The following is a 17,608-nucleotide window of genomic DNA, read 5'->3' as shown; positions in this document are numbered from 1 at the left end:
CAGGCACCCGTCCCGCCGTATGTTGGCCGTCAGAGCTTGTAAAACGCCCGGATCAAGTCCCATGCCTCCTGAGGGTCATCGGTGTAGTGAAACAGGTTGAGGTCCTGCGCAGAGATGGTGCCTTCTTCCACCAGCACGTCGAAGTTGATGAGGCGCTTCCAGTAGTCGGTGCCGAACAGCACGATGGGTACAGGTTTGGCCTTTTTGGTCTGGACCAGGGTCAGCACTTCGAACAGCTCGTCCAGCGTGCCAAAGCCGCCAGGGAAGGCCACCAGCGCCTTGGCACGCATCATGAAATGCATCTTGCGCAGCGCGAAGTAGTGGAACTTGAAGGACAGCGAGGGCGAGATGAAGCGGTTGCCGCTTTGCTCGTGGGGCAGGGCAATGTTCAGGCCCACGTTCAGTGCGCCCGCATCATGGGCGCCCCGGTTGGCGGCCTCCATGATGCCTGGGCCGCCGCCGGTGCAGATGTAGATGCGGTCGGCAGGGCGCTGGCGTTCGCTGTAGTCGGCCACCAGCTTGGCGAACTGGCGGGCCAGGTCGTAATAGCCTGCGTTGCGCACGGCCAGGCGTGCGCGGCGCACGCGTTCGGCGTCGCCACTGGCTTCGGCCTCGCCTAGCTGTGCTGCGGCTTCGTCGGGTGCGACAAAGCGCGCGCTGCCATACACCACCACGGTGCTTTCAATGCCTTGTTCGGCCTGGCCCAGGTCGGGCTTGAGCATTTCGAGCTGAAAGCGGATGCCCCGGGTTTCGCGGCGGAACATGAATTCGGGGTCCGCAAAGGCCATGCGGTTGGCATCGGCCTGCAGCGGGTTGCCGTTGTGGGCGTGGTTGTGCAGCTCGGCCCAGGCATCGGCCAGGCGGCGTTCGTTGAGTTGGGTGTTGGCTTCCATGAGGGGCTCGCGTATCGGTAGGTGAACAGAGAAGAAAGGGGCGGCACCGGCAGCAGCGGTAGCAGCGGGTATGGGCCCATGCAGTGTGGCGTGGATTGATGACGAAATGACGTGCTAGTGCAGGAATATCAAGCGCGAGATGCTATGAAATACGAAGCACTTTGCATGCCAAGCACCGTAAGACTCAACGAGCCCACCAGGTGCAAAGCCGTGGTGCCCAGCGCCATGGCGTAGCGCTGCATCATTAGCATCTCAACGACTTCGGCAGAGAAGCTGGAGAACGTGGTGAGTGCGCCCAGAAACCCGGTGACCAGCGCCAGCCGCCACACGGGGTCGAGTTGGGGCATGGCGTGGAACACTGCGACACACACTCCGATGAGGTAGCCACCCACCAGGTTGGCGGCGAGTGTGCCCCAGGGAATGAGGCCCCCGGGGCTGAGCCACAGACCCAGGCGCCAGCGCGCCAGTGCGCCCACACAGGCGCCGATGCAGATGGCAAGAACGTTCAACATCGGGCCATTGTCGCCGGATTTTTGGAGCGTCGGACTGGCTCCTCTCCATCCCTCAAAACGCCAAGCGGGGCGTCCCCGGTGGGGGCGCCCCGCTTGGCTGTGCCTGCTGGCGGCAGGTGCGTTCAGCGTGCCGACATCTGCTGCGGCAGCCAGGTCACGATGCCGGGGAAGACATAGATCAACGCCACAGCGCCACACATCAGGAAGAACATGGGCATGGCCACCTTGGCGATCCAGGGCAGCTGGCGCCCTGTCATGCCCTGCAGCACAAACAGGTTGAAGCCCACGGGCGGCGTGATCTGCGCCATCTCCACCACCAGCACGATGAAGATGCCGAACCAGATGGTGTCGATGCCGGCCGCCTGCACCGTGGGCATGAGCACGCCCATGGTCAGTACCACCATCGAGATACCGTCGAGAAAGCAGCCCAGGATGATGTAGAAAATCGCCAGCGCCACGATGAGCTGCGCCTGGTTCAAGCCCAGCGACGCGATCCATTCCGCCAGGTGGCGCGGCAAGCCGATGTAGCCCATGGCCAGCGTGAGAAAAGCGGCGCCCGCCAAGATCAGCGCGATCATGCAGTACAGGCGCGTGGCGCCCATCAGCGAGTCCTTGAATGTGCCCCAGGTCATCGAGCCCTGCACGGCAGACAGCACCAGCGAGCCGACCACGCCCACGGCCGCGGCCTCGGTGGCGGTGGCAAAGCCGGTGTAGATGGAGCCCAGCACTGCCGCGATCAGCAGCACCACGGGGATCAGGCTGCGCGATTCGGACAGCTTTTGCATGAAGCTCATGCGCACATCGGCGGCGGGCACCTGCTCGGGGTGGCGCAGCGCCCACAGCATGATGTAGCCCGAGAACAGCGCCGCCAGCAGGATGCCCGGCAGCACACCCGCAATGAACAGCTGCGAGATCGACACCTCGGCCGACACGCCGTACACGATCATGATGATGGACGGCGGGATCAACAGACCCAGCGTGCTCGCGCCCGCCAGCGTGCCCACCACCATGTGCTCGGGGTAGCCGCGGCGCGTCAGCTCGGGCAGCGTCATCTTGCCGATGGTGGCGCAGGTGGCGGCGCTCGACCCCGACACGGCGGCAAAGATGGTGCAGCCCACCACGTTGGTGTGCAGCAGCCGGCCGGGCAGCGCCTGTACCCACGGGGCAAGGCCCTTGAACATGTCTTGCGACAAACGGGTGCGGAACAGGATTTCGCCCATCCAGATGAACAGAGGCAGGGCGGTGAGGGTCCAGCTGGAGGCGCTGCCCCAGATGGTCACGGCCATCGCATCGCCCGCCGGGCGGGCGGAGAACAGCTGCATGGCGATCCAGGCGACGCCGGAGAGGGTGAGACCGATCCATACGCCGCTGCCCAGGATCAGGAACAGTGACAGTACGAGCAGGCCGGTTATGGCGAGATCACTCATGGTAGGTCGTGCCGGGTTTATTCATTGCGCAATGCTTCGCCGGAGGAGGCATCCACACGCTTGCCCATCATCTCCAGCACCAGCTCGTCCAGGAACGCGATCGCCAGAATCACCGTGCCCAAGGCCATGGCGATCTGCGGAATCCACAGCGGTGTGGCGTCGCTGCTGGTGGAAATGTCGTGGAACTCGTGCGACTGCCAGGCCAGCTTGCAGCTGTACACCGCGAACAGTACGGCCAGCAGGGTGGCAATGGCCAAAGCCCAGATCTCGAACGCCTTCTTGGCGCCGCCCTTCAGAAAGTTGAGCAGCAGTGTGACGCGGATGTGCTCGCCGCGCTTCAAGGTGTGGGCGAGCGCCAGAAAGCCCGATGCGGCCATCAGATAGCCCGCATAGGCATCCGTGCCCGGCACGTGGAAGTGGAACTGGCGGCTGGCGATGGACAGCAGCACCATCCCCAACAAGCCGACCATGAAAAGCGCCGCCAGGGCGGCGGCGCTGTCGTACAGAAAGTCCAGCAGACGACGCATGTGCGTGGGCGCCTGGGCTTACTTGCGGTAGGCGTCGATGAGCGCCTTGCCTTCGGGGCCGGCCTTGTCCAGCCATTCCTTGAGCATGGTGTCGCCCACCTTGGCCATGTCGGCCTTCAGGGCGGCCGGTGGGGCCACCACATCCATGCCATTGGCCTTGAGCTTGGCGACGGTGTCGGTGTTGACCTTGGCACTGTTGGCCCAGCCGCGTGCTTCGGCGTCGGCACCGGCCTTCAGCAGCGCGTCCTGGCTGGGCTTGTCGAGGGCGTCAAACGCCTTCTTGTTCACCAGCACGGCGTTCTTGGGCAGCCAGGCCTGGGTGTCGTAGTAGAACTTGAGGTGTTCGTACAGCTTGCTGTCCACACCGGTGGCGCCCGAGGTCATCGTCGATTCGACCACGCCCGTGGCCAGCGCCTGCGAGAACTCTGCGGCCTGCACCGTCACGGGCTGGGCGCCGACCAGCTCGGCAATGCGGGCGGTGGCAGGGCTGTAGGCGCGCCACTTGATGCCCTTGAGGTCGGCGGCAGAGGCCAGCGGCTTCTTGGTGTAGATGCCTTGTGGAGGCCAGGCCACGGCGTACAGCAGCATCATTCCCTGCTCAGCCAGCTTCTTTTCCAGGAATGGCTTTTGGGCGGCGTAGAGCTTCTTGGAGGCGTCGTAGCTATCGGCCAGGAAGGGCAGGCCATCCACGCCAAACAGCTGCCATTCGTTCTGGAAGTTGGCCAGCAGGATCTCGCCCATCTGCGCCTGGCCGCCTTGCACAGCGCGCTTGATTTCAGGGGCCTTGAACAGCGCGGCGTTGGCATGCACCGTGATCTTGAGCTTGCCGCCCGTGGCCTTGTCCACATCGCTGGCCAGCTGCACCATGTTCTCGGTGTGGAAGTTGGTGGCGGGGTAGGCGGCGGCCAGGTCCCACTTGGTCTGGGCGAATGCCGAGGTGGCAGACAGGCCCGCAGCCAGGGTCAGGGCGAGTGCGGTCACGGGGAAGATTCGACGCTTCATGGATATTGCTCCGCAGGGTTGTATGTACAAGATTGGATGTAACAAATCACTGTATCGGAAGCCGATCCGATTGCGATAGGTGTTTTGCCTAAACGCTGACAAATTGCCAACAAATTACCATCGACTTGCCTACAATGCCCCATGCATATCCCGTGCCAATGACAGAACCCGCAGGCCTGAACCCGCCATGAAATCTGACGCCAAGCCCAAGGCCAAAACCGACTCCGGTCCCATCGTGTCTTCGGCGCATCTGGTGTCGGCGCAGAGTGCAGAGATGAGCGAGTTCGAGTTCGGCCTCATCGTGGCGGGCAACGCTTTCCACCGCTGGGTGGTGCACTGCATGGCGGCGGCGGGTCTCAAGGACCTGACGCCGCTCGACGTGGTGGTGCTGCACCATGTCACGCATCGCGCGCGCGACAAGCGACTGGCCGACATCTGCTTCATCATGAACGTGGAAGACACGCACCTGGTGAACTACTCGCTCAAAAAGCTGCAGACCCTGGGCGTGGTCGCCTCGCAGAAGAACGGCAAGGAAGTCACCTACGCCGCCACCGACACCGGCCGCGCCTATGTGCAGCGCTACCGCGAGATCCGCGAGAGCTGCCTCATCGATGCCTTGAATGCCGATGACGCGCTCAACCGCGACATCGGCGAACTGGCCCGTTTGCTGCGTGTGCTCTCGGGCATGTATGACCAGGCAGCGCGCTCCGCAGCGTCGCTGTGACAACCTGCCCCTGGTTTCTGGTTTTTTGAATGAAATGCAGCTGTAGCGCAGGTATTCAATGCGCTGGCAGCTATTGATTAGATAGCATCATCATGTCCCAACAAGTTTCTCCTTTGTCCCGCTGGCAGTTCTGGATCGACCGGGGCGGCACCTTCACCGACGTGGTGGGAAAGCGCCCGGACGGCACCTTGGTCACGCACAAGCTGCTGTCCGAGAACCCCGAGCAGTACAAGGACGCGGCGGTGGCCGGCATTCGCTACCTGCTGGGCCTGAAGCCCGGTGAGCCCGTGACGCCTGCGCTGGTGGAGTGCGTGAAGATGGGCACCACCGTGGCCACCAACGCGCTGCTGGAGCGCAAGGGCGAGCCCACGCTGCTCATCACCACCAAGGGCTTCAAGGACGCGCTGCGCATTGCGTACCAGAACCGCCCCCGTTTGTTTGACCGCCACATCGTGCTGCCCGAGCTGCTGTACGAGCGCGTGATCGAGGCGCAGGAGCGCATGGGGGCACAGGGCGAAGTGATCGAGCCGCTGGACGAAGCCCACCTGAAGGAACGCCTGTGGGCGGCCTACGACGCGGGCCTGCGCAGCGCGGCCATCGTGTTCATGCACGGCTACCGCTACACAGCGCACGAAGAAGCCGCCGCCCGCATCGCGCGCGAAATCGGCTTTACGCAGGTGAGCGTATCGCATGCCACCAGCCCCATGATGAAGTTGGTGAGCCGGGGCGACACCACGGTGGTGGATGCGTACCTGTCGCCCATCCTGCGCCGCTATGTGGACCAGGTGGCGAGCGAAATGCCAGGCGTGAAGCTGTTCTTCATGCAGTCGTCGGGCGGCCTCACGGACGCGCAGGTATTCCAGGGCAAGGATGCGATCCTCTCTGGCCCCGCCGGTGGCATCGTCGGCATGGCGCGCACCGCGGGCCTTGCGGGCCACGACAAGGTCATCGGTTTTGACATGGGTGGCACCAGCACCGACGTGAGCCACTACGCAGGCGAGTTCGAGCGCGAGTTCGAAACCCAGGTGGCCGGCGTGCGCATGCGCGCGCCCATGATGAGCATCCATACCGTGGCGGCTGGCGGCGGCTCCATCCTCGGCTTTGATGGCGCACGCTTCCGCGTCGGCCCCGAAAGCGCGGGCGCCAACCCTGGCCCCGCCAGCTACCGCCGTGGCGGCCCGCTGGCCGTGACGGACGCGAACGTGATGGTGGGCAAGATCCAGCCTGCGCACTTTCCCAAGGTGTTTGGTCACGCGGCCAACGAGGCCCTGGACGGTGATGCCGTGGCGCAAAAGTTTGGCGACCTCGCCACCCAGACCGGACGCAAGGCCGAGGATGTGGCGCACGGCTTCATCCAGATTGCCGTGCAGCAGATGGCCAACGCCATCAAAAAGATCAGTGTGGCGCGCGGCTATGACGTGACGCGCTACACGCTGCAGTGTTTTGGCGGCGCGGGTGGCCAGCATGCATGTTTGGTTGCCGATGCCCTGGGCATGACGCGCGTGTTTGTGCACCCGTTGGCGGGGGTACTCAGCGCCTACGGCATGGGCCTGGCGGATCAGAACGTGATCCGTGAACAGGCGGTGGAAACCAAGCTCGTGCCGGACGCGTTGCCCGGCATCGAAGCCACGCTGGAGCAACTTGCCACCACCGCACGCACCGAGCTGGAGCGCCAGCAGGTGGGCGCGGGCACTGCCGTGGTGCACCGCCGCGTGCACGTGCGCTACGAGGGCAGCGACTCGGCACTCATCGTGCCGTTTGGCTCGCTGGCCGAGATCACCGCCGCGTTCGAGAACGCTTACCGCCAGCGTTTTGCCTTCCTCATGCAGGGCAAGGGCCTGGTGGTGGAGGCTGTGTCGGTCGAGGCCGTTGTGCCCGGCGATGCCCCCGTGGAGCCACGCCACGCGCTGCAGCCCGCCCGCACGGTGCCGCGCCGCAGCACCGTGCGCATGTACACGGGTGGTGTGGATGGAATCGCTGCCTGGCACGATGCGGCGCTGGTGGTGCGCGAGGACCTGCGTCCCGGCGACGTGATCCCCGGCCCGGCCATCATTGCCGAGAAGAACGCTACAACAATAGTAGAGCCCGGCTGGGAGGCCGCGCTGACCGACCTGGACCACCTGCTGCTCAACCGCCGTGTGGCGCGCGCCGTGCAGCATGCCGTGGGCACCACGGTGGACCCGGTGCTGCTGGAGGTGTTCAACAACCTGTTCATGAACATTGCCGAGCAGATGGGGCTGCAGCTGCAGAACACGGCGTACTCGGTGAACATCAAAGAGCGCCTGGACTTCAGCTGCGCGCTGTTCGATGCCGAAGGCAACCTGATTGCCAACGCGCCGCACATGCCCGTGCACCTGGGCAGCATGGGCGAGAGCATCAAGACCGTGATCCGCGAGAACGCGGGCCGCATGCAGCCCGGCGATGTGTTCGTGCTCAACGACCCGTACCACGGCGGCACGCACCTGCCGGACATCACGGTCATCACGCCGGTCTACATCGCCAACGAGGCCGAGCCCACGTTCTATGTGGGTAGCCGGGGCCACCACGCCGATGTGGGCGGCACCACGCCGGGCTCCATGCCGCCGTTCTCCACGCGCATTGAAGAAGAGGGCGTGCAGATCAACAACGTGAAGCTGGTGGAACGCGGCGTGCTGCGCGAGGCCGAGATGATTGCGCTGCTGGAAAGCGGCGAATACCCCAGCCGCAACCCCCAGCAGAACATGGCCGACCTGCGCGCGCAGATCGCAGCGAATGAGAAAGGCCAGCAGGAGCTGCGCCGCATGGTGGGCGAGTTTGGCCTGGACGTCGTGCAGGCCTACATGCGCCATGTGCAGGACAACGCCGAAGAGTCCGTGCGCCGTGTCATCACACGGCTCAAGGATGGTGCGTTCACGCTGCCTCTGGACAACGGCGCGCAGATCAGCGTGGCCGTGAAGGTGGATGCCACTAACCGCAGTGCCACCATTGATTTCACCGGCACCAGCCCGCAGCAGACCAACAATTTCAATGCGCCCACGGCGGTGTGTATGGCGGCGGTGCTGTATGTGTTCCGCACGCTGGTGGATGACGACATTCCGCTGAACGCGGGGTGCCTCAAGCCGCTCAACGTCATCATCCCGCCCGGCAGCATGCTCAACCCCAACCCACCAGCGTCAGTGGTGGCGGGCAATGTGGAAACGTCCACCTGCATCACCAATGCGCTGTACGGCGCACTAGGCCTGATGGCGGCGGGACAGTGCACGATGAACAACTTCACGTTTGGCAGCACGCGCTACCAGTACTACGAGACCATCTCGGGCGGCAGCGGCGCGGGCGGTGTGTGGGATGCCAACGGGCAGCTGGTGGGCGGTTTTGGTGGCACCAGCGTCGTGCAGTGCCACATGACCAACTCGCGCCTGACGGACCCCGAGGTGCTGGAGTTCCGCTTTCCGGTGCGGCTGGAGGGCTACGAGATCCGCAAGGGATCGGGCGGTGCCGGGCAGTGGAAAGGTGGCGACGGCGGCGTGCGCCGTGTGCGCTTTCTGGAGCCGATGACGGCCAGCATCTTGTCGAACGGCCGCCACCATGGCGCGTTTGGCATGGCGGGCGGCCAGCCGGGTGCCGTGGGTATCAACAAGGTGGTGCGCAGCGATGGCCGGGTGGAGCAGCTGGACCACATCGGCCAGGCAGAGATGCTGCCGGGCGATGTGTTCGAGATTCACACCCCCGGCGGCGGCGGGTTTGGTGTGTCGGGTGCGAAATAAGAGCTAAAAGTGCCGCAAGCGCATGTTTTATATGCGTCTGCAGCTATCAAATCAGGAGTGGTTGGTCAGGCGTCTTTGACTTCCGTGCTCACACCCACCTTGGGTTGGCTCAGGCTGGGCGGCACGTCGCGCCCGGCCTGCCGTGCGCGGAACAGCGCCGCGCGCATGAGAAAGATCGACATCACCGGCACCGTGATCGCCACGAACACGGCGATCAGCAGCGCATGCAGCGCCAGGCTGCGGTCGGCCACCGAGAAGTACAGCACGGTGCCGTGCATGATCAGCCAACAGCCCAGCGTGGCAATGATGGAGGGCGCGTGTACCCGTTCAAAAAAAGTGGGCAGCCGCAGCAGCCCGATGGAGCCCAGCAGGGCCAGCGCGGCACCGGCCAGCACCAGCACGGCAACGATGATTTCCAGCCACAGCGGAAGAACAGCGGTGGCGGTGGTGGCGGCTTCGGTCATTCGATCACCTCGCCGCGCAGCAAAAACTTGGCCATGGCCATGGAGCCGACAAAGCTGAACAGCGCCAGCAGCAGCGCAGCCTCGAAGTAGTTCTTGCTGCCGTAGAGCAGACCCAGCACCAGCATCACCAGCATGCCGCTCAGGTACATGCAGTCCAGAGCCAGCACGCGGTCTTGCGCAGACGGGCCCTTGAGCAGTCGGATCAACGCACAGCCCATGGCCAGCGCGAGCATGAGCAGGGCGGCCGGCAGGGCCCAGTCCAGCACGGGGGTCATTCAAAAATCTCCATCAGGGGCGCCTCGTAGCGCTGCTTCACGTCCGCGATCACCGTGGCGGGGTCGTCCAACTCCAGCACGTGCAGCAGCAGCATGCTGCGGTCCAGAGAAATCTCGGCCCACGCGGTACCAGGTGTGATGCACACGATCATCGCCAGCACGGCCAATGCGTTGGGGTCCAGCACGTCCAGCGGGATGTGCACAAAGCCCGCAGGGTGGCGCCTGCGGCCGGGCGCCAGCAGCAGGCGGGCCACCGCGAGGTTGGACCGGGTGGTGTCGGCCACCACCGTGAGTGCCAGGCGCAGGACGGTGCCCGGCTTGCGGATGCGCACCGGCAGCGGGCGCAGCCCGGCGGTGAGCAGCGGGATGGCCAGTGCCAGCACCGTGCCCAGCACGAAGTGGCCCGCGCTCAGGCTGCGGTTGAGCAGCAGCCACAGGCCCAGGAGCGCCAGCGAGAGCAGCGGGGCCGGCACCAGGCGCCGCAATGGACCCGGGCGTGGCGGCATGGCGGGGGCGTTGGACGCCGCAGGTTGAGCAGGTTGGGTCATGGCTTGTCCCCCGGTGGCGTGGTTTCAGGCATCGCCGCAGGCGAAGCCGCGACGGGAGCAGCGGTCATCACCGCACGCACGTAAGTGCTGGGCGCATGCAGGGCATCGGCCGTGGCCTGGGCGTAGCGCATCACCGCCCCAGCCTGCCACACCAGCGCCACGCAAGCCAGCAGCAGCAGCGCAATGGGCAGCCCCTCCAGCACCAAAAGCTGCGGTGAAGCACGGCCCTGGGCCGACCAGAAATGGCGAATGCCCGCGCGTGTGAGTGCCAGCAGCGCCAGCAGCCCCGAGCTCACCAGCAACGCCACCAGCATCCAGCCCGCAGCGCCCAGGCGGATGCCCTGGGCCGCGCCCAGCCCCAGCGGGTTGAGCAGTGCGTGGATCATGGCGAACTTGCCCACAAAACCGGGCAAGGGCGGCAGGCCCGCAATGACCAGCGTGCAGGCCATGAACGCCAGGCCCAGAAAGGCCGCTGCGGCGGGGATGACCTGGCCGATCAGCGCCTGTTCCTTGTCGTCCAGGTTCATGCCCTCGGTGGGCACCAGGTCGGCCGACAGAAAGGGTGCGTCGTCGGTCTGCTCATACGGAGCGAGGTTGGCACCGTTGTTGCGCCAGCGGTCGATCAGGTCGGTGAGCAGGAACAGCGCACTCACAGCCAGGGTAGAACTGAGCAGGTAGTACAGCAGTCCACCCGTGAGCAGGTTTTGCCCAAAGCCCACGGCGGCCAGCAGGGTGCCCGACGACAGCACGGCGCTGAACCCTGCCAGGTGCCCCAGCCGCTGCGAACCCAGCATGCCAATGGCACCAAAGGCCATGGTCAGCATGCCGCCGCCAATGAGCCACTGGCTGCCAAACAGCGCGGATTCACCGGCCTCGGCGCCAAACAGCAGCGTCCACAGCCGCAGCACGCTGTACACGCCCACCTTGGTCATGAGCGCGAAAAGCGCACCCACGGGTGCCGTGGCCGCGCTGTAGGCAGGCACCAGCCAGAAGTTGAGCGGCCACACGGCGGCCTTGATGAGGAACGCGACCGCCAGAATGGCCGCGGCCGCATGCAGCAGCCCCCGGTCTGCCACGGCCACACCCGCAATGCTCTGGGCCAGGTCGGCCATGTTGAGCGTGCCGGTGATGCCGTAGAGCATCGACACCCCGATGAGGAACAGCGAAGAGGCGGCGAGGTTGATGGCGATGTAGTGCAGCCCCGCCGACACGCGCGGGCGGCCCGAGCCATGCAGCAGCAGCCCGTAGGACGCCGCCAGCATGATCTCGAAGAACACAAACAGGTTGAACAGGTCGGCCGTGAGGAACGCGCCGGCCAGCCCCATGAGCTGGAACTGGAACAGCGGGTGAAAGTGCACACCCGCCCGGTGCCAGCGCGCGGCCGAGAACAGCACCGTGGCGAGCGCCACGGTGCTGGTCAGCACCAGCATCATGGCCGACAGGCGGTCGATGACCAGCACGATGCCGAACGGCGCCGGCCAGTTGCCCGGCAGGTACACGCCCAGGCTGGTCTGCACGCTGGGCTCCTTGGCCTGCACCAGCAGCAACACAGCCACCACCAGGCCGACCAGGGTCGATGTGATGTTGAGCGTGACCTTGGTGCGCTGGCGTTCCTCGCGCAGCAGCAGCATGAGCCCGGCCGTGAGCAGGGGCAGCGCAATGGGCGCGAGGATCAGGTGCGGCATGAGCCGCTCAAGCAGCATGTGCATGAATGTCATGTCATTTGTCCAAGGCGCTGCGCATGAAACTGGCACGCCCCAGGCCGGGGCAGCCAAGCAAGGGCCGCCCCGCAGCGAGGGCTGCGTCCCCCTGCCCGCAGCGCACAGCGCTGCGAGAGCGGGGGGAAGCGGCGAAGCCGCTCAGGGGGGTGTTCTCTAGTCATGGCATTTCCTGCACGTCTTTACCCTTGGTGCCGTCCACATGGTCGGTGCCCGCCATGCCACGCGATGCCAGCAACACCACGAGGAAGAGGGCGGTCATGGCAAAGCCGATGACGATGGCCGTGAGCGTGAGTGCCTGGGGCATGGGGTCGGCATAGTGGGCCAGGTCTTGCGGCACCCCGGGCTGCAGCACGGGCTCTTTGTCAATCGCGAGGCCCAGGCGGCCCATGCTGAAAATGAAGAGGTTGACCGCGTACGACAGCAGCGACAGGCCCATGATGACCTGGAAGGTGCGGGGCCGCAGCAGCAGCCACACGCCGGAACCTGTGAGCACGCCGATGGCCAGGGCCAGTATCAGTTCCATGGACCTTCTCCCGGTGTGGCGGCGGCCTGGGCTTCTTCGGCCGCGCGTGCGTTGTTGTAGCGGTGGCTGCGCACCGACTGATGGGCAATGCCGGTGAGGATGAGCATGGTGGAGCCCACCACCAGGGTGAACACGCCGATGTCGAAGAACAGCGCGCTGGCCACGTGGATCTCACCCACCACGGGCAGCGAAAAATGCGCCGTGTGGCTGGTCAAAAACGGATAGCCCCAGGCCAGTGCGCCCAGGCCCGTGGCCAGTGCGGCGAGCAGGCCCACACCGATCCAGCGGCGCGGGTACAGCGGCAGATGCGCCTCGACCCACGAGGTGCCCGAGACGATGTACTGCAGCAGCAGGGCCACCGAGAACACCAGCCCCGCCACAAAGCCGCCGCCGGGCTCGTTGTGGCCGCGCATGAAGAGGTAGACCGCTACCAGCGTGGCAAACGGCAGCATCAGCCGCACCAGCACGGCGGGCACCATGAGGTAGCCCACGGCGGTGTCGGCAGTCTGGCGTGGGTTGGCGAGGTCGGTGTCCACATCGGCGGGCAGTGCGCGCTGCTGGGGCGGCAGGTCCATCACCTCGCGCGCAGGGCGGAAGCGCCGCAGCAGCGCATACACCGTGAGCGCCACAATGCCGAGCACCACGATCTCGCCAAAGGTGTCAAAGCCCCGGAAGTCCACCAGCATGACGTTGACCACGTTGGTGCCGCCCCCTTCGGAAAGCGCACGCTCCAGGAAGAAGGTGGAGGTGCTGTCGGGGAAGGGGCGGCTCATCATCGCGAACGACAGCAGGGCCATGCCACCCCCTGCGGCCAACGTCAACGCCATGTCGCGGTAGCGGCGCAGCTGGGTGCGGCGCTCTTCGGCCAGCGTGGGCACGCGCAGGCTCTCGTCGCGCCGCGGCAGCCAGCGCAGGCCCAGCAGAATGAGGATGGTGGTCACCACCTCCACCACGATCTGTGTGAGCGCCAGGTCGGGCGCCGAGAACCACAGGAAGGTCAGGCACACGCACAGCCCGGAGCCACCCAGCAGCGTCAGTGCCGCCAGCCGGTGGTATTTGGCCTGCCAGGCTGCCGCCACGGCGCACACGGCACCCAGCAACCACAGCAGCGCAAAGGCGGGGGACAGCGGCAGCTGCATCCGGTCGCCAATGGGCAGGCCCCGCGCCCACAGGGGCAGGGTGCCCGCCACCAGCGCAGCGCACACCAGCCACAGCATCTGCCACTGCAGGCGACCAGTGCCCAGCAGGCGGCGGCCATTGCGGCCCATCAGGCTGAGCACGGCCAGCGTGGCCTCAAAGGCCCGCTGGCCGCTGATGCGGCGCATGACGGGTGGCGCATCGATGGCACCCTTTTCGCGCTGCCAGCGCAGCAGTGCGTAGAGCGCGATGCCCCCGCCCAAAGCCACCAGGCTCATCACAAAGGGGGTGTTGAACCCATGCCAGACCGCCAGGCTGTACGTGGGCAGCTCGCCCCCCACCACGGGCCGCGCGGCAGCGGCCAGGTAGGCCCCCACCGACCACGCGGGCAACGTGCCCACCACGAGGCAGGCCAGCACCAGCAGTTCGACCGGAACGCGCATCCAGTGCGGCGGCTCATGGGGCGGGCGCGGCAGGTCGGTGGCGGGCGGGCCAAAGAACACATCCACCGTGAAGCGCAGCGAGTACGCCACGCTGAACATGCCGGCCACCGTGGCGGCCACCGGCAGCAGCCATTCGAGCAATGGCGTGGTGTTCACGTACACCGTCTCGGCAAAGAACATTTCCTTGGACAGGAAGCCATTGAGCAGCGGCACGCCCGCCATGGCTGCACTGGCCACCATGGCCAGGGTGGCGGTGATCGGCATCATGGTGCGCAGGCCCGACAGGCGCCGGATGTCCCGCGTGCCGCTTTCATGGTCCACGATGCCCACGGCCATGAACAGCGAGGCCTTGAAGGTGGCGTGGTTCATGATGTGGAACACGGCCGCCACGGCGGCCAGCGGGCTGTTCAGGCCCAGCAGCAGGGTGATGAGGCCCAGGTGCGAAATGGTCGAGTACGCCAGCAGCCCCTTGAGGTCGTTCTGGAACATGGCCGCGTAGCCGCCCACCAGCAAGGTGGCCAGGCCCGCGCCGCCCACCAGCCAGAACCACTGCTCGGTGCCCGCCAGCGCGGGCCACAGGCGCGCCAGCAGAAACACGCCCGCTTTGACCATGGTGGCCGAATGCAGGTAGGCCGACACAGGGGTGGGCGCAGCCATGGCGTGGGGCAGCCAGAAGTGGAAGGGGAACTGCGCGCTTTTGGTGAGCGCGCCCAGCAGAATCAGTACGAGCGCGGTGGTGTACAGCGCGTGGTTCTGGATGAGCTGGCCGGCGGCGAGCACATGATCGAGGTCGTAGCTGCCAACGATGTGCCCCAGCACCAGCATGCCCGCCAGCATGGCCAGCCCCCCTGTGCCGGTGACGGTGAGCGCCATGCGCGCCCCGCGCCGCGCATCCTTGCGGTGGTGCCAGTAGCCGATCAGCAGGAAGGAAAACAGGCTGGTCAGCTCCCAGAAAAACGCAATCTGGATGATGTTGCCCGACAGCACCACGCCTGCCATCGCACCCATGAAGGCCAGAAAAAACGAGAAGAAGCGCGGCACCGGGTCGGCCGCAGACATGTAGTAGCGCGCATACAGCACCACCAGGCTGCCCACGCCCAGCACCAGCATGCAGAACATCCAGGCAAAGCCGTCCATGCGGATGACGAGGTTCAGGCCCAGCGCGGGCAGCCAGGCCAGCTCTTGCCGGATCACGCCGCCGTCTGCAATCTGCGGGAAGTAGAGCGCCACCTGCACGGTGCAGAACAGGGCGATGAGTCCTGCCAGGGTGGACTCGGTATTGCGGGCGTTGGAGGGCAGAACCGCTGCCAGCAGGCTGCCGATGAAGGGAAGAAGGATGAGCGTGATCAGGGGCATGCGCGATTGATTCTAGGGCGTGTCCCCCTTCAATTCCCCCACGCGCTGGCGGTGCAATGCGGATGGATGCCCGACAAAGCAGACGCCGCATTGCGCAGCCAGCCCGAAGGGAAAGCCGGCCAAGCCACACATTGCGTCGTTGCCCTTCGCTTGTGTAGCCACGCTACACGGCGCTCAGGGCGCCTGGCACTGCACGGCCTGGATGGCTTTCGCGTGGGGGAATTGAAGAGGAACACGCCCTGGGGGCAGCGCCTAAAAACCCTGCCCGCCCCTTGCTGTCGCGCATGCCCTGCCGCAAAAAAACAAGCCCGCTGGAGCGGGCTTGCTACTTGTGAAGCGTGCTTAGTTTTTGCTAGCGCCGGTTGCCGGTGCTGGCGCGGCCGGTGCCGCAGTCGCCGTGGCGGGTGGTGTGGCTGGCGTGGTTGCCGTTGCGGCCTCCTTGTCAGCGCTGCCACGGGCCTTGCGGTCTGCTGCCTGGGAGCTGCTGTGCTTTTTACTGGATTTGGCTTCTGCCTTGGCGGCGGCTGCTGCGCTGTACTTCTTGCCGTTGACGGTCAGGCCCTCTTTGGAGAAGTTGACGGCACTCTTGTTGCCCACGCCGCCCACACGGCCGATGAAGTCGGCCCAGTCCTTGAAGGGGGCACTCTGGCGCTCCTGGAGGATGCGGCCCGACAGGCCGGGCCCGATGCCCTTGATTCCGTCCAGTTCGGCCTCGGTGGCGGTGTTCACATCCACGGCGGCCCAGGTGGCGGTGGCGAGCAGCGTGGCAACCAGCAGGGTCAGCAGTTTCTTCAGCATGGCAAGGGTCTTACAGCGTTGGGGATGAAGGCTTGGGTCAGAGTTCTTCGACGCGGCGTGCGGGGTAGCTGTCCCAGGTCTGGCAGCCGGGGCATTGCCAGAAATGCTGGCGCGCCTCGAAGCCACAGGCCGCGCATCGGTAGCGGGTCAGGGGCTTGACGGCATGGTCCAGGGCACGTTGAACCTGGGGGTGGAATTCTTCGTGTTCCAGCTTTTCGGTAGCCAGCCATTTGGCGGCAGCGACCAGGGAGCGCTCCTTGTCCAGGTGCTCCACATAACGCTGGCGGGCGGATGGGCGGGTGGCCTCGTCGGCGGCTTCCATGGCCACGATGCTTTCCAGCACGTCCAGCGAAGGCGCTTGCGCATAGTGCGCCTGCAAAAGGGCATGCACTTCCTGGGTGCGGCCGGTAGCGGTGGCAGCCTCGACCATCAGCGGGGCGGCCAGGGGCAGCGCTGCGGGGTTGCGCTCGCCCAGCGCCTTGAGTGTGGACAGCACGGCAGCCGGCTGACCCATCAGGCGTTGCAGGCGCGCCAGTTCAATGCGCGCGCGCGCGGCCTCGGGAGCCGCGGCCACTGCCTGGTCCAGCAGGGCCTGAGCGCCCGGCAGGTCGCCTTGCGCGCTCAGCGCCAGCGCCTGCTCGCACAGGTAGTGGGCTTGCCGGGTGCTGAAGTCGCCCTGATCGGCGTCGTGCATCTTGCGGGCAATGGTGGCGGCATGGGGCCAGTCGCGCGAACGTTCGTAGATGGCCAGCAGCGCCAGGCGGGCCTGGGCCTCGAACGGGGTGCCCTCCAGGCGCTGCAGCGCATCTTCGGCGCGGTCGAGCAGCCCGGCCTTGAGGAAGTCGAGCGCCAGCGCATGCTGGGCGCGTTCGCGGTCAGTACGGCTCAGGTCGCCGCGAGAGAGCAGGTGCTCGTGCACACGCACGGCACGGTCGTATTCGCCCCGGCGGCGAAACAGGTTGCCCAGGGCGAAGTGCAGCTCGGAGGTGTCGGGGTCGTTCTGCACGGCCTCGATGAAGGCGTCGATGGCTTGGTCCTGCTGCTCGTTGAGCAGGAAGTTCAGACCCTTGAAGTACGCCTTTGGGGCGCGGCGGTTTTCGGCGCGCAGCTGGCGCAGGTCAAACCGCGACGCCAGCCAGCCCAGCACAAAGGCCAGGGGCAAGCCCAGCAGTATCCAACTCAGGTCAAATTCCATGGATCGAAGGCAGGTCAGGAGGTGGTGGGGGCGCTGCCGGGGTGGCGCTGGCGGCGGGGGCCGTTACGGGCGTTGGTGCAACCACGACTGCTGCCTGGGCGCGGCGTGCAGCGTTGCGGTGGCGCCACCAGCGCGGCACCATGCCCAAGGCCCCAACGACCAGACCTGCGGCAAATGCGGTCAGCACCACCAGCACCAGCGGCGCACGCCATTGCGTGCCAAAGAAGAAATGCACGGTCGCATCCTGCTGGTTGTTCAGCGCGAAGGCGAAGAGCGTAAAAAAAATGGCTGCCTTGAGCAGCCACAGGAGGTATTTCATC

Annotated in this window: 16 protein-coding genes; 2 read left to right on the top strand and 14 right to left on the bottom strand. The window is 65.9% G+C overall.

Annotation, left to right across the window (positions count from 1 at the left end; all coding sequences use genetic code 11):
* Positions 1-29: 29 nt before the first annotated feature.
* The 5 genes from ASD75_RS13495 to ASD75_RS13475 all read right to left on the bottom strand — a co-directional run bounded on the left by ASD75_RS13495 (position 30) and on the right by ASD75_RS13475 (position 4,361).
* Positions 30-893, bottom strand: coding sequence for a TIGR00730 family Rossman fold protein (locus ASD75_RS13495; RefSeq protein ID WP_056746378.1), 864 nt, complete (start codon positions 891-893; stop codon positions 30-32).
* Between the two features lie 128 nt (positions 894-1,021).
* Complete coding sequence (crcB, locus tag ASD75_RS13490; protein WP_056746375.1) at positions 1,022-1,405, bottom strand: fluoride efflux transporter CrcB; 384 nt, start codon at positions 1,403-1,405, stop codon at positions 1,022-1,024.
* 122 nt (positions 1,406-1,527) lie between these two features.
* Positions 1,528-2,832 carry a TRAP transporter large permease gene (locus tag ASD75_RS13485; RefSeq protein ID WP_056746373.1) on the bottom strand — a complete coding sequence of 435 codons (1,305 nt, stop codon included), beginning with the start codon at positions 2,830-2,832 and terminating at the stop codon, positions 1,528-1,530.
* A 17-nt stretch (positions 2,833-2,849) separates the two neighbouring features.
* Positions 2,850-3,359, bottom strand: a complete 510-nt coding sequence (locus ASD75_RS13480; protein ID WP_056746372.1) for a TRAP transporter small permease — start codon at positions 3,357-3,359, stop codon at positions 2,850-2,852.
* 18 nt (positions 3,360-3,377) lie between these two features.
* Positions 3,378-4,361 carry a TRAP transporter substrate-binding protein gene (locus ASD75_RS13475; protein ID WP_056746370.1) on the bottom strand — a complete coding sequence of 328 codons (984 nt, stop codon included), beginning with the start codon at positions 4,359-4,361 and terminating at the stop codon, positions 3,378-3,380.
* A gap of 187 nt (positions 4,362-4,548) precedes the next feature.
* Between ASD75_RS13475 and ASD75_RS13470 the strand changes: the two genes are divergently transcribed.
* A complete protein-coding gene (locus tag ASD75_RS13470; RefSeq protein WP_056063673.1) occupies positions 4,549-5,085 on the top strand; it encodes a winged helix DNA-binding protein in 537 nt (178 codons plus the stop codon).
* Between the two features lie 92 nt (positions 5,086-5,177).
* Positions 5,178-8,828 carry a hydantoinase B/oxoprolinase family protein gene (locus ASD75_RS13465; RefSeq protein WP_056746368.1) on the top strand — a complete coding sequence of 1,217 codons (3,651 nt, stop codon included), beginning with the start codon at positions 5,178-5,180 and terminating at the stop codon, positions 8,826-8,828.
* A gap of 65 nt (positions 8,829-8,893) precedes the next feature.
* On the opposite strand, the gene mnhG is transcribed toward ASD75_RS13465, so the two are convergent.
* The 9 genes from mnhG to ASD75_RS13420 form a co-directional block, all read right to left on the bottom strand.
* The gene (gene mnhG, locus ASD75_RS13460) at positions 8,894-9,292 is read right to left on the bottom strand and encodes a monovalent cation/H(+) antiporter subunit G (RefSeq protein WP_056746366.1); all 399 of its coding nucleotides are present in this window, start codon (positions 9,290-9,292) and stop codon (positions 8,894-8,896) included.
* Positions 9,289-9,567 carry a K+/H+ antiporter subunit F gene (locus ASD75_RS13455; protein ID WP_056063664.1) on the bottom strand — a complete coding sequence of 93 codons (279 nt, stop codon included), beginning with the start codon at positions 9,565-9,567 and terminating at the stop codon, positions 9,289-9,291. Before ASD75_RS13455 ends, mnhG begins: the two co-directional genes overlap by 4 nt.
* On the bottom strand, positions 9,564-10,073 hold the full coding sequence (locus ASD75_RS13450; RefSeq protein WP_056746714.1) for a Na+/H+ antiporter subunit E: 510 nt from the start codon (positions 10,071-10,073) through the stop codon (positions 9,564-9,566). The genes ASD75_RS13455 and ASD75_RS13450 overlap by 4 nt, the downstream gene beginning before the upstream one ends.
* 38 nt (positions 10,074-10,111) lie before the next feature.
* Complete coding sequence (locus ASD75_RS13445; RefSeq protein WP_056746364.1) at positions 10,112-11,833, bottom strand: monovalent cation/H+ antiporter subunit D; 1,722 nt, start codon at positions 11,831-11,833, stop codon at positions 10,112-10,114.
* 160 nt (positions 11,834-11,993) lie between these two features.
* Entirely contained in the window at positions 11,994-12,359 is a 366-nt protein-coding gene (locus tag ASD75_RS13440) for a Na+/H+ antiporter subunit C (protein ID WP_015014440.1), read from the bottom strand.
* Positions 12,350-15,295 (bottom strand): monovalent cation/H+ antiporter subunit A, encoded by a 2,946-nt coding sequence (locus ASD75_RS13435; protein ID WP_056746362.1) that lies wholly within the window; start codon positions 15,293-15,295, stop codon positions 12,350-12,352. Before ASD75_RS13435 ends, ASD75_RS13440 begins: the two co-directional genes overlap by 10 nt.
* A 342-nt stretch (positions 15,296-15,637) precedes the next feature.
* Positions 15,638-16,093 carry a helix-hairpin-helix domain-containing protein gene (locus tag ASD75_RS13430; RefSeq protein WP_056746360.1) on the bottom strand — a complete coding sequence of 152 codons (456 nt, stop codon included), beginning with the start codon at positions 16,091-16,093 and terminating at the stop codon, positions 15,638-15,640.
* A gap of 37 nt (positions 16,094-16,130) precedes the next feature.
* Complete coding sequence (gene lapB, locus ASD75_RS13425) at positions 16,131-17,288, bottom strand: lipopolysaccharide assembly protein LapB (protein ID WP_056746358.1); 1,158 nt, start codon at positions 17,286-17,288, stop codon at positions 16,131-16,133.
* Complete coding sequence (locus ASD75_RS13420) at positions 17,278-17,607, bottom strand: lipopolysaccharide assembly LapA domain-containing protein (RefSeq protein WP_056063651.1); 330 nt, start codon at positions 17,605-17,607, stop codon at positions 17,278-17,280. The genes lapB and ASD75_RS13420 overlap by 11 nt, the downstream gene beginning before the upstream one ends.
* Position 17,608: the final 1 nt, after the last annotated feature.

This window comes from Acidovorax sp. Root568 (assembly GCF_001427445.1).
Taxonomy (GTDB): domain Bacteria; phylum Pseudomonadota; class Gammaproteobacteria; order Burkholderiales; family Burkholderiaceae_C; genus Acidovorax; species Acidovorax delafieldii.
Note: the sequence above shows the minus strand (reverse complement) of the source record. Positions and strands in the feature narration are given on the sequence as shown.